General features: G+C 69.0%; 5 protein-coding genes. All 5 read left to right on the top strand.

What is annotated here, in order from left to right:
* The first annotated feature begins 1 nt into the window (after nucleotide 1).
* The 5 genes from MEBOL_RS37430 to sitA5 all read left to right on the top strand — a co-directional run bounded on the left by MEBOL_RS37430 (nucleotide 2) and on the right by sitA5 (nucleotide 17,920).
* The gene (locus MEBOL_RS37430; protein WP_095981888.1) at nucleotides 2-12,061 is read left to right on the top strand and encodes an amino acid adenylation domain-containing protein; all 12,060 of its coding nucleotides are present in this window, start codon (nucleotides 2-4) and stop codon (nucleotides 12,059-12,061) included.
* Between the two features lie 66 nt (nucleotides 12,062-12,127).
* A complete protein-coding gene (locus MEBOL_RS37425) occupies nucleotides 12,128-13,483 on the top strand; it encodes an AHH domain-containing protein (RefSeq protein ID WP_095981887.1) in 1,356 nt (451 codons plus the stop codon).
* A 15-nt stretch (nucleotides 13,484-13,498) separates the two neighbouring features.
* Nucleotides 13,499-14,062: an imm11 family protein gene (locus MEBOL_RS37420; RefSeq protein ID WP_095981886.1), complete on the top strand. Its 564-nt coding sequence runs from the start codon at nucleotides 13,499-13,501 to the stop codon at nucleotides 14,060-14,062.
* A gap of 125 nt (nucleotides 14,063-14,187) precedes the next feature.
* Entirely contained in the window at nucleotides 14,188-16,161 is a 1,974-nt protein-coding gene (locus MEBOL_RS37415; RefSeq protein ID WP_095981885.1) for a glycoside hydrolase family 183 protein, read from the top strand.
* Between the two features lie 91 nt (nucleotides 16,162-16,252).
* Nucleotides 16,253-17,920, top strand: a complete 1,668-nt coding sequence (sitA5, locus tag MEBOL_RS37410) for a SitA5 family polymorphic toxin (protein ID WP_095981884.1) — start codon at nucleotides 16,253-16,255, stop codon at nucleotides 17,918-17,920.
* The last annotated feature ends 9 nt before the right edge of the window (nucleotides 17,921-17,929 follow it).

The raw sequence follows: 17,929 nt of genomic DNA, 5'->3' as shown, positions 1-17,929 counted from the left end.
CATGACGTCCCTCAAGGAGAAGCTGGCGGCGCTGTCCCCCGAGAAGCGCAAGGAACTGCTGCTGCGTCTCAAGCAGCAGCAGGAGGCCGCCGCCGCAGCGGAGCCCGCGGCCCGGCCGGACGAGCCCTTCGCGCTGTCGGAGAACCAGTGGGGCTTGTGGTTCATCCACCAGCTCGCGCCGGACAACCCGGACCTCAACGTCGCGGTCGCCTTGCGCATCCGCGGCGTGTTGCGGCCCGATGCGTTGGAACGCGCCCTGGCCGGCCTCTCCTCGAGGCACCCCATGCTTCGCACCACCTACGAGGTGCACGAGGGACGTCCCCGGCAGCGGGTCCACGCCCAGCTCGCGCTTCCGCTCCTGCGCGAGGACGCCACCGGTCTGTCCGACGAGGCGCTGGACGCCCGGTTGCGTGCCAGCTACGCGCGCATCCTCGACCTGGAGAAGGGCCCCCCCGCGCGCGTGGACCTCTTCTCCCGGGGCCCCTCCGAGCACGTGCTGTTCATGGTGATGCACCACATCGCCACGGACCTCTACTCCATGGGGCTGTTGGTGGATGACCTGCGCCAGCTCTACCGCGCCGAGCTGCTCGGCGTGCCGGCGGAATTGCCTCCGCTGTCCATGGACTACGCGGGCTTCGTGCGGCGGCAGAAGGAAGCGCTCGCGGGGCCTCGCGGCGAGGCGCTGTGGAAGCACTGGTCCCAGCAGCTCCAGGGCGCGGGGGATCCCCTCGAGCTGCCCACGGATCTGCCGCGCCCGTCGCGCCGCTCGTTCCGGGGCGCCACGTACCCGGTGCGGCTCGCCCCCGAGCTGACCGCGGGCCTCAAGGCCCTCACGCGCACCGAGGGCAAGACGCTCTATTCGGTGCTCGTGTCCGCCTGGCAGGTGCTGCTGCATCATTATACCGGCCGCACGGATGTGCTCGTGGGCTCGCCCATGTCGGGGCGCACCACCCCCGAGTTGCAGCGCCTGGTGGGCTTCCTCGCCAACCTGGTGCCCCTGCGCGGGGACTTGTCCGGCGACCCGCCCTTCACCGCGCTGTGGGATCAGCTCTACCAGCGGCTGCTCGGCGCGCTCGATCACCAGGACTACCCGCTGCACAAGCTGTCCGAGCGGATGGGGCTCCAGCACGACCCCAGCCGCCCCCAGCTCATCGAGGTCGGCTTCTCCTTCGATCCCGTGGTGCACATGCCCGGCTTCGGCACGCCCGAGGGCGGGTTGCAGATGGAGCTCCTGCCGTTCCTCTCGCAGCAGGAGGGCCAGTTCGACCTCTACCTGCACGTGGTGGAGGGAGGAGGGGAGCTGATCGCGGCGCTCCTCTACAACACGGACCTGTTCGTGCCGGCCACCATTACCCGGATGATGAAGCACCTCCAGGTGCTGCTCGGGGAGATCGTCCGGGATCCCAAGCGGCGCCTCTCCGCCTTGTCCCTGCTCTCCGCCGAGGAGCGCGAGCGCGTGGTGCGGGAGTGGAACGCGACGGGCGTGGACTACCCGCGCGAGTCGAGCGTGGCGGCGTTGTACGAGCGTCAGGCGGAGCGCGCTCCCGACGCGGTGGCGTTGTGGAGCGAGCACGAGTCGTTGACGTACGGCCAGCTGGAGGCTCGGGCCAACCAGGTGGCGCACCTGCTCGGGCGGCGGGGGGTGAAGCCCGGAGACATGGTGGGGCTGTGCCTGAAGCGGGGCGTGGACATGGTGGTGGCCACGCTCGCCATCCTCAAGGCGGGCGCGGCGTACGTACCGCTCGACGCGAGCTACCCGGCCGAGCGGCTGGCCTTCATGGTGGAAGACACGGCGTGCGCCTGGATCATCACCCAGCGCGAGCTGGTCCACGCGGTGCCACCCGGACCCCGGCAATGGGTGTGGGAGGACGCGCGGGCGGACCTCGAGGGACTGCCCACGGAGCGCACCGGGGTGAGCGTGCCCGCCGAGGCGCTCGCCTATGTCATGTACACCTCGGGCAGCACCGGCAAGCCCAAGGGCGTGTGCATTCCCCACCGGGGTATCGTCCGCCTGGTGATGGGCGCCACGTACACGCGCTTCGGGCCCGAGGAGACGTTCATCCAGCTGGCGCCCATCGCGTTCGACGCCTCCACGCTGGAGCTGTGGGGCGCGCTGCTGCACGGGGCCCGGGTGGTGCTTCCTCCGCCGGGAGTCCTGTCGTTCGAGGAGCTGGCGGAGACGATCCGCCGCGCCTCGGCCAGCACGATGTGGCTGACGTCCGCGCTGTTCGATCAGATGGCGGAAGCCCACCCGGACGTGCTCGCGAAGGTGCCCCGGCTCCTGACGGGCGGCGACATCGTCAACCCGGAGCGCGTCCGGGCGGTGTTGTCGCGAGGCGGGCACGTCATCGCGGGGTACGGGCCGACGGAGAGCACCACGTTCGCCACCACCCATCCCATGCACCGGCTGGAGGACATCGGCGCGAGCGTGCCCCTGGGCCGCCCCATCGCCAACACGACGGTGTACGTGCTGGACGAGCGGATGCGGCCCCTGCCCGCGGGCATCTCGGGCGAGCTGTACATCGGTGGAGACGGCCTGGCGTGGGGCTACCTCCACCGCCCGGACTTCACGGCGGAGCGCTTCGTCCCGGACCCGTTCGCGAACGGGCCCGGTGCGCGGCTGTACCGCACGGGTGACCTGGCGCGGTGGCGGGAGGACGGACGGCTCGAGTTCCTGGGCCGGCGCGATACCCAGGTGAAGGTGCGCGGCTTCCGCATCGAGCTGGGCGAGGTGGAGGCCGTGCTGGCACGGCACGAGCTGGTGCGCGAGGCCGTGGTGGTCGTGCGGGAGATGGGCCCCGGAGACAAGCGGCTCGTCGCGTACGTGGTACCCAAGGGAAAACTGGGCGTGGACGCGCTGCGCGAGAGCTTGCGCGTGCAACTGCCGGACTACATGGTGCCCTCGTTCGTGGTGATGCTCGAGGCGCTGCCCCAGACACCCAGTGGCAAGGTGGATCGCCGCGCCTTGCCCGCTCCCGAGGCGTCTCGCCGGGCCTCGGCGGTGTCCGGGGCGCCTCGCACTCCCACCGAGACCGTGCTCGCGGGCCTGTTCGCCCAGACGCTGAAGCTGGAGCGGGTCGGCGTCGAGGACGACTTCTTCGCCCTGGGCGGGCACTCGCTGCTGGCCACGCAGATCATCTCGCGCGTGCGCACCACGTTGAAGACGGAGCTGTCCCTGCGGGCCCTCTTCGAGGCCCCCACCGTGGCGGCCCTGGCCCGGCACATCGACACGATCCAGCGCGACAGCCGCGCGGACGAAGGTCCCTCCCTGGCCCCGGTGTCCTTCGAGGGCGCTCGGCCCGTGTCCTTCGCGCAGCAGCGCCTGTGGTTCCTGGATCAGCTCGAGCCTGGAAGCGCCTTCTACAACGTGCCCGTCACCCTGCGGATGCGGGGGCCCTTGGTGCGGGGGGCGTTGGAGCGGGGCCTCCAGGAGATCGTCGCCCGGCATGAGGCACTGCGCACCACGCTCCACGAGGAGCAGGGGCAGCCCGTCCAGGTCGTCTCTCCGTCCGGGTCTCTTCCCCTGGGCTGGGAGGATCTGACCCACCTGCCCGAGGAGCACCGCGAGGCCGAGGCCGTGAGGCTCGCGAGCGAGGAAGCCCAAAGGCCCTTCGATCTGGCGCGGGGCCCGCTGTTGAGGGCGCTGTTGATCCGGCTCGGCGAGCGGGAGCACTTCCTGGTGCTCAACATGCACCACGTCATCTCGGACGGCTGGTCGCTCGGCGTGTTGATGCGGGAGTTGGTCGCGCTCTACGAGGCCTTCACGCGCGGCGAGCCCTCGCCGCTGGCCCCGTTGCCGATGCAGTACGCGGACTACGCGGTGTGGCAGCGGCAGCGCCTCGAGGGCGCGGTGATGGAAGAACAGCTCGCGTGGTGGACGCACTACCTCGCGGGAGGGCAACCGCTGGAGTTGCCCACGGACAAGCCCCGCCCGGCCGTGCAGTCGCACCGGGGCGAGCACCTGCCCGTCCTCCTTCCCCCGGAATTGCTCGCGGACCTCAAGGCGCTCGGCCGGCAGGAGGGCGTCACGCCCTTCATGCTGCTGCTGGCGGCGTGGCAGGTGTTGATGCACCGCTACTCGGGCCAGCGGGACATCAGCGTGGGCTCGCCCATCGCCGGACGGCAGCGGGCGGAGCTGGAAGGTCTCATCGGCTTCTTCGTCAACACGCTCGTCTTGCGCAGTCAGGTGCGCCCGGACGCGAGCTTCCGTGAACTGCTCGCCCAGGTGAAGGCGGCCACGCTGGGGGCCTACGCCCATCAGGACGTGCCCTTCGAGCGGCTGGTGGAAGCGCTCAAGCCCGAGCGCGACCTGAGCCGCGGCCCCTTGTTCCAGGTGATGTTCGCCCTGCAGAACGCCCCCATGCCGGAGATGGTGATGGGCGAGCTGCGCATGGCCCACCTGGACGTGGAGAGCCACACGTCGAAGTTCGATCTCTCCCTGTCGCTCTCGGAGGTGCCCGAGGGGCTGAGCGGTACCCTGGAGTACAACTCCGATCTGTTCGAGCGGAGCACGGCCGAGCGCATGGTGGAGCACCTGCGCGTGCTGTTGGAAGGGCTCGTCGATCAGCCCGAGGCGCCGCTGGGCGAGCTGTCCCTGGACACCGCGCTGACGTCTCAGAACAGGGTGCGGCGCATGGCGGCTCCGGCCGTGGCGCGCTCCCAGGCCTCCGCTTCGACACCGCCGGAGACGCCCACCGAGCGGGCCCTGGCCACCTTGTGGAACCAGGTGCTCCATGTGGAGCAGGTGAGCCGCGAGGACGACTTCTTCGCGATCGGCGGACATTCGCTGCTGGCCACGCAGCTCGTCTCGCGCATTCGCGGAGCGTTCGGGGTGGAGTTGCCCCTGCGCGCGATGTTCGAGGCCCCGACGCTGCGTGCCCTGGCCGCCCGCATCGACGAGACGCCCCGGACGCTCATCACCCGGAAGGCCCCGCCCCTGGTCCCCACGGAGCGGAGCGGAGCGACGCCGTTGTCCTTCGCCCAGCGGCGCCTGTGGTTCCTGGATCAACTCCAGCCGGGAGGCTCCTCGTACAACGTCCCCCTGGTGTTCCGGCTGGAAGGCGCATTGGACATCGGGGCGCTGGAGAAGAGCCTCCACGCCCTGGTGCGGCGGCACGAGGCCCTGCGCACCACCTTCCACGAGGAAGCGGGCCAGCCCGTGCAGCGCATCTCGCCTCCGGCGGAGGTGCCATGGACCTTCGTCGACCTGGGCGCACGGCCCGAGGAGCAGCGCGAGGCCGAGGCCCTGCGGCTCGCTGGAGACGAGGCGCGACGGCCCTTCGAGCTGGCGCGAGGTCCGTTGTTCCGGGTGACGCTGCTGCGGCTGAGCGAGCACGCTCATGTGCTGGTGCTCAACATGCACCACATCGTCTCGGACGGTTGGTCCATGGGGGTGCTCATCAAGGAAGTGGCGGCCCTGTACCCGGCCTTCCTGAGAGGGGAGGCGCCGCCCCTGCCCGAGTTGCCGGTGCAGTACGCGGACTACGCGGTGTGGCAGCGGCAGTGGTTGCAGGGAGACGTGCTCGACGAGCAGGTGGCGTGGTGGAAGCAGCTCCTCGCGGGGAACGTGCCGCTGGAGCTGCCCACGGACAAGCCTCGTCCCGCCGTGCGGTCCTTCCGGGGTGACCATCTGCGCGTGAGTCTGTCCCGGGAGCTGAGCGAAGGGCTCAAGGCACTCGCCCAGAAGGAGGGCGTCACGCCCTTCATGCTGCTGCTGGCGGCATGGCAGGTGCTGCTGCACCGCTACTCGGGGCAACAGGACATCAGCGTGGGCTCGCCCATCGCCGGACGCCGACAGGCGGAGCTGGAGGGGTTGATTGGCTTCTTCGTCAACACGCTCGTCCTGCGCGGCCAGGTTCGTCCGGAGATGCGCTTCCGCGAACTGCTGGCGCAGGTGAAGGCGACCACCCTCGGCGCGTACGTCCACCAGGACGTGCCCTTCGAGCGGCTGGTGGAGGAGCTCAAGCCCGAGCGCGACCAGAGCCGGAGTCCTCTGTTCCAGGTCATGTTCGCGCTCCAGAACGCCCCCACGTCGGAGTTGACGCTGGAGGGGCTGACGCTCAAGCCGGTGGAAGTGGAATACCGGACGGCGAAGTTCGATCTGTCCCTCGCCCTGGTCGAGACCCCCGAGGGGTTGAACGGCGCGTTGGAGTACAACACGGACCTGTTCGTGCGCGGCACGGCCGAGCGGATGATGGGCCACCTGCATGTGTTGCTGGAGGGACTGGTGGCCCGGCCGGACGCGCTCGTGGGGGAGTTGCCCCTGCTGCTGGGTGCTGAGCGCCAGCGCCTACTGGGCGAGTGGTGCCAGAGCGCGCCCGCCTACCCGAGGGACACCACCTTGCCCGAGTTGGTACAGGCCCAGGTGGACCGCACGCCGGAAGCCACGGCGCTGGTGGTGGGCACGCGCCGCTTCACCTATCGGCAGTTGGACACGCTGTCCAACCAGGTGGCCTGGCACTTGCGGGCGCTAGGGGTGGGCCCCGAGGTGCCGGTGGCCCTGTGCCTGGAGCGCTCGGCGGAGCTGGTGGTGGGCCTGTTGGGCATTCTCAAGGCGGGAGGCACCTATGTGCCGCTCGACCCGAACTACCCGGCGGAGCGCCTGGCCTACATGCGCCAGGACGCGCGCAGCCCGGTGCTCGTCACCCAGCGCTTGCTGGCGCCCGAAGCCACGGACGAGCACGTGGTGTGCCTGGACGGCTTCGAGGCCGTGGCCCACCAGCCCGAGCATCGGCTCGAAGGGCAGGGCGCTCCAGGCCACCTGGCGTATGTGCTCTACACCTCGGGCAGCACGGGACGGCCCAAGGGGGTGGCGCTGGAGCACCGCTCGGCGGTGGCCTTCATCCACTGGGCCCTGGCCACCTTCACCCGTGAGCAGTTAGCGGGCGTGTTGGCGGCCACCTCGGTGTGCTTCGACTTGTCCGTGTTCGAGCTGTTCGCCCCGTGGAGTTGCGGGGGCACGGTGTACCTGGCCGACAACGCTTTGGCCTTGCCGAGCCTGCCCTTGGCCCAAGAGGTGACACTCGTCAACACGGTGCCCTCGGCGGTGGCGGAGCTGGTGCGCATGAAGGGGCTGCCCCCGAGCGTACGCACCGTCAACCTGGCGGGCGAGCCACTGCCGCTGGAGCTGGCACGGGCGCTGTACGCGCTGGGCACGGTGGAGGAAGTCAACAACCTGTACGGGCCCACGGAGGACACCACGTACTCGACGTGGACGAAGGTGGAGCGGAGCGCCGAGACACCTCCCACCATCGGCCGGCCGCTGGCGGGCACGCAGGCGTACGTGTTGGACACGCGCCTGGGACTGGTGCCCACCGGAGTGCCCGGGGAGCTATACTTGGCGGGCGCGGGCCTGGCGCGCGGCTACCTGCACCGTCCGGAGCTGTCCGCCGAGCGCTTCCTGCCGGACCCCTTCAGCGGAGAGCCCGGAGCGCGCATGTACCGCACGGGAGACCGGGTGCGCTGGTTGGCGGACGGCCAGCTGGAGTACCTGGGTCGGCTGGACGCACAGGTGAAGGTGCGTGGCTTCCGGATTGAGTTGGGCGAGGTGGAGACGGCGCTGCGCCGCCACGCCTCGGTGCGCGAGGGCGTGGTGCTGGCGCGCGAGGACGTGCCCGGGGACAAGCGTCTGGTGGCGTACGTGGTGCCCCACGAGGGCCAGACGGTGGACGTGGCGCTGCTGCGCGCCCACCTCAAGGAAGCACTGCCCGAGTACATGGTGCCCTCGGCCTTCGTGCCCCTGCCCGCGCTGCCCCTCAACCCCAACGGCAAGGTCGAGCGCAAGGCCTTGCCCGCGCCGGAGCGCTCTCGGGACGAGGCTTCCGGGACGGTCTCGACGCCGCCGCGCACGCCCACCGAGCAGACCCTGGCCACGTTGTGGAGCGAAGTGCTCCGGGTGGATCGAGTGGGCCGCGAGGACAACTTCTTCGCGCTCGGCGGCCACTCGCTGCTGGCCACACAGCTCGTCTCGCGCATTCGCGGGGCGCTCGGGGTGGAGCTGCCGTTGAAGGTGATGTTCGACGCGCCCACGCTGGAGGCACTGGCGGAGCGGGTCGACGCGACGCATCCATCTGGCGGCCCACGGACCCTGGCGTTGCGTCCCGTGGAGCGGACCGGGGCGACGCCGTTGTCCTTCGCCCAGCAGCGCCTGTGGTTCCTGGATCAGCTCGAGCCGGGAAGCGCCTCGTACAATGTCCCCGTGGTGCTGCGCCTGGAGGGCGAGCTGGACACGGGCGCGCTGGAGAAGAGCTTCCACGCCCTGGTGCGGCGGCACGAGGCCCTGCGCACCACCTTCCACGAGGAAGCGGGCCAACCCGTGCAGCGCATCTCGCCTCCGGCGGACGTCCCCTTCGCCGTCGTCGATCTGGGCGAGTTGCCCGGCGCGCACCGGGAAGCGGAAGCGCTGCGGCTCGTGGGCGAGGAGGCACAACGGCCCTTCGAGCTGGCGCGGGGTCCGCTGTTCCGGGTGACGCTGCTGCGGCTGAGTGAGCACGCTCACGTGCTGGTGCTCAACATGCACCACATCGTCTCGGACGGCTGGTCCATGGGAGTGCTCATCAAGGAAGTGGCGGCCCTGTACCCGGCCTTCCTGAGAGGGGAGGCATCGCCGCTGCCCGAACTGCCGGTGCAGTACGCGGACTACGCGGTATGGCAGCGGCAGTGGTTGCAGGGAGACGTGCTCGACGAGCAGGTGGCGTGGTGGAAGCAACTCCTCGCGGGGAACGCGCCGCTGGAGCTGCCCACGGACAAGCCTCGTCCCGCCGTGCAGACCTATCGAGGGGCGCATCTGCCGGTGTCGCTGCCTCGCGAACTCGCCGACGGGCTCAAGGCGCTCGCGCGGAAGGAAGGCGTCACGTCCTTCATGCTGCTGCTGGCGGCATGGCAGGTGTTGCTGCACCGCTACTCGGGGCAGCGGGACATCAGCGTGGGCTCGCCCATCGCCGGGCGCCGGCAGGCGGAACTGGAGGGGCTGATTGGCTTCTTCGTCAACACGCTCGTCCTGCGTGGCCAGGTGCGTCCGGAGGCGAGCTTCCGCGAGCTGCTGGCGCAGGTGAAGGCGACCACTCTGGGTGCCTATGCCCACCAGGACGTGCCGTTCGAGCGGCTGGTGGAGGAGCTCAAGCCCGAGCGCGACCAGAGCCGGAGTCCTCTGTTCCAGGTCATGTTCGCGCTCCAGAACGCGCCGATGCCGGAGCTGGTGCTAGGTCCCTTGCGGTTGTCTCCCCTGGAGGTGGAGCACCGGACGGCGAAGTTCGATCTGTCCCTCTTCCTGACCGAGACCCCCGAGGGGTTGAGCGGTGCGCTGGAGTACAACACGGACCTGTTCGCGCGCGGCACGGCCGAGAGGATGATGGGCCACCTGCGTGTGCTGCTGGAGGGACTGGTGGCCCGGCCGGACGCGCTCGTGGGGGAGTTGCCCCTGCTGCTGGGTGCTGAGCGCCAGCGCCTACTGGGCGAGTGGTGCCAGAGCGCGCCCGCCTACCCGAGGGACACCACCTTGCCCGAGTTGGTACAGGCCCAGGTGGACCGCACGCCGGAAGCCACGGCGCTGGTGGTGGGCACGCGCCGCTTCACCTATCGGCAGTTGGACACGCTGTCCAACCAGGTGGCCTGGCACTTGCGGGCGCTAGGGGTGGGCCCCGAGGTGCCGGTGGCCCTGTGCCTGGAGCGCTCGGCGGAGCTGGTGGTGGGCCTGTTGGGCATTCTCAAGGCGGGGGGCACCTACGTGCCGCTCGACCCCAACTACCCGGCGGAGCGCCTGGCCTACATGCGTCAGGACGCGCGCAGTCCGGTGCTCGTCACCCAGCGCTCGCTGGCGCCCGAGGCCACGGACGAGCACGTGGTGTGCCTGGACGGCTTCGAGGCCGTGGCCCACCAGCCCGAGCACCGGCTCGAAGGGCAGGGCGCTCCAGGCCACCTGGCCTACGTGCTCTACACCTCGGGCAGCACGGGACGGCCCAAGGGGGTGGCGCTGGAGCACCGATCGGCGGTGGCCTTCATCCACTGGGCCCTAGCCACCTTCACCCGCGAGCAGTTGGCGGGGGTGCTGGCGGCCACCTCGGTGTGCTTCGACTTGTCCGTGTTCGAGCTGTTCGCCCCGTGGAGTTGCGGGGGCACGGTGTACCTGGCCGACAACGCTTTGGCCTTGCCGAGCCTGCCCTTGGCCCAAGAGGTGACACTCGTCAACACGGTGCCCTCGGCGGTGGCGGAGCTGGTGCGCATGAAGGGACTGCCCCCGAGTGTGCGCACCGTCAACCTGGCGGGCGAGCCACTGCCGCTGGAGCTGGCGCGGGCGTTGTACGCGCTGGGCACGGTGGAGGAAGTCAACAACCTGTACGGGCCCACGGAGGACACCACGTACTCGACGTGGACGAAGGTGGAGCGGAGCGCCGAGACACCTCCCACCATCGGCCGGCCGCTGGCGGGCACGCAGGCGTACGTGCTGGACACGCGCTTGGGGCTGGTGCCCACCGGAGTGCCCGGGGAGCTGTACCTGGCGGGAGCGGGCCTGGCGCGCGGCTACCTGCACCGTCCGGAGCTGTCCGCCGAGCGCTTCCTGCCGGACCCCTTCAGCGGAGAGCCCGGAGCGCGCATGTACCGCACGGGAGACCGGGTGCGCTGGTTGGCGGACGGCCAGCTGGAGTACCTGGGTCGGCTGGACGCACAGGTGAAGGTGCGTGGCTTCCGGATTGAGTTGGGCGAGGTGGAGACGGCGCTGCGCCGCCACGCCTCGGTGCGCGAGGGCGTGGTGCTGGCGCGCGAGGACGTGCCCGGGGACAAGCGTCTGGTGGCGTACGTGGTGCCCCACGAGGGCCAGACGGTGGACGTGGCGGTGCTGCGTGCTCACCTCAAGGAGGCGCTGCCCGAGTACATGGTGCCCTCGGCCTTCGTGCCCCTGCCCGCGCTGCCCCTCAACCCCAACGGCAAGGTCGAGCGCAAGGCCCTCCCCGCGCCGGAGCGAGGCGCGATCACCGGTCGTGCCGACTTCGTGGCCCCGAGGGATCGCATCGAGCTGGAACTGGCCTCCCTCTGGGAGGAGTTGCTGGGCCAGCGTGCGGTGGGGGTGCGCGATGACTTCTTCGCGCTCGGTGGCCACTCGCTGCTCGCCGTGCGGTTGATGGCGCGCATCGAGCGTCAGTTCGGGCGCAAGCCGCCGCTCGCGAAGCTCTTCGGGGGCGCCACCCTGGAGGCCCTGGCCGCGTCCCTGCGCGAGGACGCGCCCATCGCATCGCCGCTCGTCACCTTGCGAGCGGAGGGTGCCCATCCTCCGGTGTTCGCCGTTCCCGGCATCGGAGGCTCGGCGCTCGCGTTCCTGGCGCTGTCCCGGGCCCTGGGCGAGGAGCAGCCCCTGCATGCCTTCCAGGCCCGGGGTCTGGACGGAGAGGCGCCGCCCCTGGAGGACATCGAGTCCATGGCGAGCACCTACCTGGACGCGATGCGGGCAGTCCCTTTGAACGAGGGCACATGGCTGCTGGGCTGGTCCTTCGGAGGCCTCGTCGTCTACGAGATGGCGCGGCGGTTGGAGGAGGCGGGCACGCCGTGCGCGGGCGTGGTGCTGCTCGACTCCTGGCTGCCCGAGCACTTCGCGGGGGCGCGCGCCCGCTCGGAGGAATTGCTCCTGCTCGCCGCCCAGGAACTGGGCCTCTCCGTGCCCTCGACCCAGTGGGAGTCCTGGGCGGGGCTCTCGCCAGACGAACAGCTCGGGCACCTGGCCCGTCTGGCCGAATCGCTCGGGGCGCTGCCTCCCGGGAGTGGCGAGGCACACCTGCGCCGGACCCTGCGCGTGTACGAGGCCCACCTCACGGCTCTCGAGCGGTACAGCCCCAGGTCCTCGGGCGTCCGGCTCGTGATGGTGCGGCCCGAGGTGCCCTCCCGGCCGGATCTATCGCCGCTGCTCGCGAGGGATCCAAGCGCGGGTTGGAGTGCGCTCGTGCCAGGCCCCATCGAGGTCCACCACATCCCCGGGGAGCACCACGGGATGGTGCGGGCCTCGGCGGCCGGACAGCTCGCGTCGCTCCTTCAGAGGTGGATGGGGGGCGCGCCGCTGGCTCGCGTTGGCTGAGCCGAACGTCGAGGGTCGCAGTGATCCTTAGGAGGAATACTGCGACCCGTTAAGAAGGGGTGAGCCATGAGGCCGTGGCAGATTCTGTGGAGGGCCGAAGCGCTGATTCTTGCCGTGCTGGTCGGGTGCAGCGCGACTTCGCCTGTTGTCCGCGTGGAGAGCGGAGCGAGGGGACAAACCCTTGTTCACATCACCCGCATCGCTACGGCGGGGCCAGTGGAGGTGCCACCGGAGGAAGTCACCCAATCCATTCGGAGATTGGCGCGTGAGGTGAGGCTGAGCGGCACCCCTCGTGAGACGGTGGAGAAGCTTTTTCAACTCGACACACTGTACGGCGATTACCTCTATCTACTCCGGGAGCGAAAGCTCGTCCCTCTGGAATCGGGCACTCCCCTGGAAGGTGTGTTGACGGAGGAGGAGCAGAAACTCGTTAGTCGATACAAGGTCTGGTGTCGGAGCGCCCAGGGTTACGAGGGCGATTGTCTGGGGGGCGCGCTCGTTCACGGGAAGTACATGGACATGCAAGGCCGCTACATGCTCGCCATGGCGCTGAGCAAGAGTCCGGTGCTGGAAGAGTTCGAGAAGGCGCTGGGCGAGATCGTGAGCATGCGGGCCGTGATGCAGGCAGCGCTGGCGACTGTCGTGACGCTGCTCGTCCTGCTCGCGATGCCCGAGCCTGTCACGAAGTTCATCGCCGCCTGGGCAACCGTGGGGCTCATTCTCTGGGTGGGCGCCAAGACGCTCTACAACCTGATCACCGGTTGGTTCCAGTTGATGAAAGAGGTGAAGGTTGCAACCACCTTCGAGCAGATCCGCGAGGCGGGCGAGAAGTTCGGTAGGTTGTTCTCGCGTGAGGCGGCGCAAGCGTTCGCCCTGGTGGCGATGGCGCTACTGACGCACACGGCCAAGGGCTTCGCGGAGCAGGTAGGGACGCTGCCCGGTTCGGCGCAAGTGTCGATGCAGGCAGCGGCCCGCGAAGGCATCCTGTTGTCGGAGGTGAGCGCGGCGGAGTCAGTGATGGTGACGGCCGAGGGCTTCAGCGTGGCGCTGGCACCGGGAGCGGTCGCGATGGCGGCACGCGGAGCGCGTGGTGACCGCACGGAGAAGCACCACATGGCGACCATCGCGAACAAGAAATCCACCTTGCGGGGTGGCCCATGGACTCCACGATTCGAGGATCTCTTCGCCAGGGCGGGAATGCGGCTGGCGGATCGAGAAAACATCGTGCCCATCATGGGGCACAGGGGGCCGCATCCGCAGCGATACCATGACATCGTCTTCAGGCGCTTGGATGAGGCGCTGGGAGACTGTAGCAGCATCGCTCAATGCCGGGCGCGCTTGCTGCCCGCGATGGATGTACTCGCCAAGCTGATCTCGACACCTGGCACGGAGTTGAACCGGCTCGTCACCCTTGGGAGATGACGCTAGAAATTCCCTATGTCCCAGCGCTTCTTCGACCTCGCCGATGATGTCTATGTCCCCCACCGTTGGCACTTGGCCACACCCATCGATGGCCATGGCCGCAAGGTGCAGGACTGGGACTTCAAGAGAGGAACGCCCGTGCATGTGGAGGGGCGGTTGAAGATCCCCGTCAAGATCGCGGGCAGGCCGTTGGACTTCTCCGAGGCGGGATTGAGGGTCCCTGTTGTCCACGTCAAGGTGGCTTCCCTGCTGGCGGAGCGTGCCCCAGGCGACGTGCAGTTGATCCCCGCGGACATTGAGGGCCAACCGGATCAGTACCTTGTCCTCGTGGCAACGCGCCTCATCCGCTGCATCGACGAAGAGGCGTCCGAGGTGAGTTTCTGGACGCCAGAGCATGGAGTGCCTGACAAGGTTGGGCAATACATGGGCGTGGATCGCATGCGCATCGACAAGGTGAAGGTGGGGAACGCCAAGGTCTTCCGCCCCGAGGGATGGTCGAGCGCCCTGATCGTCTCCGAGGAAATCAAGGACGCCTTGGCGCAGATGGGCGCAACGGGCACGAGATTCGAGGAGGTCTAGCGGTCCACGCGCAGGTCCAAAACAGATTCTGGCAGCTGAGCACCGGTTTCCCTGGATAATGAGAAGGCCGGGAACACGGGGTTTCCGTGTTCCCGGCTCCAACTCGTTTCAGGGAATCCGACCGGATGATCCACTCCAAGCCGTGGAAGACGTGTGCCGTGGTGCTGTCACTGGGAGCCGCCGTCCACACGGGCGAGGCCCGGGCGCTCACTCCGACGAACGTGACCAAGGTCGCGCGGGTGACGGGCGCCACCCCCTCGGGAGAGTTCCTCCCCAACCCGAATCAGACCCACACGAACTACGAGGTGATGGGCACGGACCTGGGCATCCTCTGGGACAAGGGGGGCGGGGAGATCTTCGCGCTGTTCGGCGACACCTTCGGCCATGGGTGGTGTGGCAACGGCGGGTGTGGCGGAGGCTGGCGCAGCAACGTGCTCGCGAAGTCGTCCGATCGCACGCTCGCGGACGGGCTGACCTTCTCCACGATGATCCAGGACACCTCGCGTCACGCGAAGGAGCTCCTGTACTCGAAGAAGATCGACAACGATGAGATCACCGTCATCCCCACGGCGGGCGTCACGGTGGGCTCGCGGCACTACATCCACTACATGTCCGTGCGCCACTGGGGCGATCCGGGCAAGTGGGACACGAACTACGCGGGGATCGCCTACTCGGACGACAACGGGCAGAACTGGGTGAAGCACGCGAGCGCCCGGTGGCAGAACAACGCCGCGCGCACCAACCCCTTCCAGATGGCGGCCTTCGTGAAGAACGGCGGCTACGTCTACCTGTACGCGACGCCGAATGGCCGCTTCGGCAACGTGTACCTGGCGCGGGTGCTCGAGGGCGCGCTGCTGAACATCAATGACTACCGCTATTGGGACGGCAACGGCTGGTCGGCCTCGCAGGCGGCCGCGGCGCCGGTGGTGATGGGCATCGCGGGCGAGCTGTCCGTGGACTACCACACCGGCTTCAACCGCTTCCTCATGACGTACCTGAACGAGCACCGTCAGGCCGTGGTCATGCGGGACGCGGCCACGCCCACGGGGCCGTGGAGCGGGGAGAAGATCCTCGCCGCGGGGACGAGCTTCCCCGGCCTGTACAACGCCTTCATCCACCCCTGGTCCCTGAGCGGGGCGGACATGTACTTCGTCACGTCGCAGTGGACGCCCTACAACACGTTCCTGATGCGGGCGACGCTGACGGACGACGCGTTCAGCGACAACCTGCTGTCCGAGCCCGGCTTCGAGACCCAGGCGGCCACGCCCGTGATGGCGCCCTGGTGGCTGGTGGGCAACGGCGGCGTGGACCGGGGCGTGGGGCAGGCGCGCACGGGACGCAACGAGGGCTTCGTCCGCTACAACAGTGGCTGGAACGCCCTCAAGCAGAGCGTGGCCGTGCAGCCCCACACGGACTACACGTTGCGAGGCTGGGTGCGCACCTCCGCCAACAGCACGGAGGGCTACTTCGGCGCGCGGGGCGTGGGCAATGGGCCCATCGTGGGGGAGGTGCCCTTCGGCTCGCTGACGAACTACTCGCAGCTCACGGTCACCTTCAACTCCGGGCCGAACTCCATCCTCGAGGTCTACGGCGGCATCTGGGCGAAGAATGGAGACACGTGGATGCAGTTGGACGACGTGAGCCTGACGCGGGGAGCGAACCTCGTGGGGCAGGGGGGCTTCGAGCAGCAGCCGGGCGCGACCGCCACCTCGCCCTGGTACGTCGAGGGCAAGGGCGGCGTGGACCGAGGCCTCGGCTTCACGCGCTCGGGAGCCAACAATGGCTGGGTGCGCAACGACGTGCCGGGGTGGAACGCCCTCAAGCAGGAGGTGGCCGTGACGCCCAACACCCAGTACACGCTGAGCGCCTGGGTAAAAACATCCAACACCCTGAACGAGGGCTACTTCGGCGCGCGGATGCTCCGGGGAGGGCCCATCCTCAACGAACTCAAGCTGACCCAACCCCTGGGGGGCTACACGCAACTGTCCGTGCGGTTCAACTCGGGCGCCAACCACAGTGTGGAGATCTTCGCGGGCGTCTGGGCCAACAATGGAGACACCTGGCTGCAGGCGGATGACTTCGTGATGACGCGGGACTGAGTGTCGCTGAACGTGATTGACGGGCGCACCCGCACTTCCATGTGATTCAGGGGCGACGGCTCTCAGGCTGCGTCGCTTCCGGAGGTGCGCCGTGTCCACCCGTCGTGTTGGCCCGCGCCCTTTGCTGGGCGGCTGGTTTCTCATCGTCCTCTTCCTTCAGTCCGCGTGCGCCACGGGCACCCCACGGGGCAGCTTTCTCGTGGGCTACCGCGACAACTCGCCCACGCCCCCGCCTTCACCGAAGGATCGTGTTGCCTCCGCGCCAGAGCCCGGCCTCGAGTCCGCCACCGTGTACGTCGTGGATTTCATGGAGCCCGGCGCCGTCGCTACCCGGCCGGTGCCCATCAAAAAGGCCGAGTTTCAGCAGGCCTTCCTGCGCCTCTCGCTCGATGTGCGGCTGACGCGGAGGACTCCAAGGGAGGCCGCCCACGAGCTGCTGCGCATCTCGCAGCAGCAGCCACGAGACATTGAGACGGTCGCGAGCACGGGAGATTGGAATCTGGAGTCGTACCGGGGCGAGGGCTTCACCCTCGTGCCGGAGACTCAGGACGGCCCGGTTCGCCTCACCCCCGTGGCGGATGAAGCCCTGAAGGAGAAGTACCTCAAGTGGTGTGCGCACCAAGGAGGCGGTGACTGCCTGGGCCTGCTGGACGACGGGCCCTACCTGCGCACGGATGACCGGCGCACGCTGGCCCTGGCCCTGGCCTTCGGCACCGTGCTCGACGAGACGCGTGCGGCCCTGGGACGTGAGCTGCTGGGCGTGCAGGCGCTCGTCTCCATGGTCGTCTGGACGGTCGCCCTCTATTGCATGATGTGGGTGGTGCCCGAGCCGACGACCAAGGCCATTGCCGCCGGCATGACCCTCCTCCTGGTGAGCTACCTGGGCCTCAACACGGTGTACGGCCTCATGGACGGGTGGGCCCACATGGCCGACACGGCGCACCACGCCTCCACCTTCGAGGAGCTGCGCACGGCGGGCGAAGGATTCGGCAAGGTGCTGGGAGAGGACGCGGCCCGGGCCATGATTCTCGCGGTGGCCGCGCTCAGCGGGCACACGCTGGGGCAGGTGGTGGCGCGGGTGAAATCGCTTCCGGGCTTCAACCTCGCCGGGGTGCGGTTCGAGGCGCAGGGCGGTGCCGCCGTCATGGGGCGCCTCGAGGTTACGGAGGCAACGGTCGCTTCGGACGTCGCCCTGGCCAAGGCGGTAGCGGCGGTGGAGACGGTGGCCACTTCACCGCAGGGCCCCATGGCCGTGGTGATGCTCAAGAAGGGGACGGGCTCCAGGGCCGAACAGGCTCCCGGGGGCCGCTCCGCGGAAACCGTCATTCGCCACCGGGGCGGCAACCGGCAAGTGGAGTTGAGCGATGACCAGCGGTGGCACTTGCCGCGCGGAAAATCGGCCGCGGACATTCCCGCCGAGGACAAGGTGGGGGACATGCTCCAGGAGGCCGTCACCAAGGCCGCGAACGAGTGGGGACCTCACAGGCTCTCGCCGAACGAAAAAGACGCCATAGAGAAGGCCATGAAGAAGGGCGAGTACTGGCTGGCGCGACTGCTCGAACGAGAGGCTCGAGGGCGCTACGTCCAACTCAAGGTGAAAGCGCAGTTCGAGCGCCTCTACGACTTCAGCCTGAGCAACGGGGTCGATGTGGTAGTGCCTGGAGGCTACAAATACGAGATTCTCTCCGGAACGGAGTCGAACCTGGCACGGCACGGTAGGCGCATGGCGGGCGAGTTCTTCCGGATGCTCACCTTCTGAAAGGGGCGG

The organism is Melittangium boletus DSM 14713, assembly GCF_002305855.1.
Lineage (GTDB): Bacteria > Myxococcota > Myxococcia > Myxococcales > Myxococcaceae > Cystobacter > Cystobacter boletus.
This window is presented reverse-complemented; position numbering and strand designations above follow the sequence as displayed.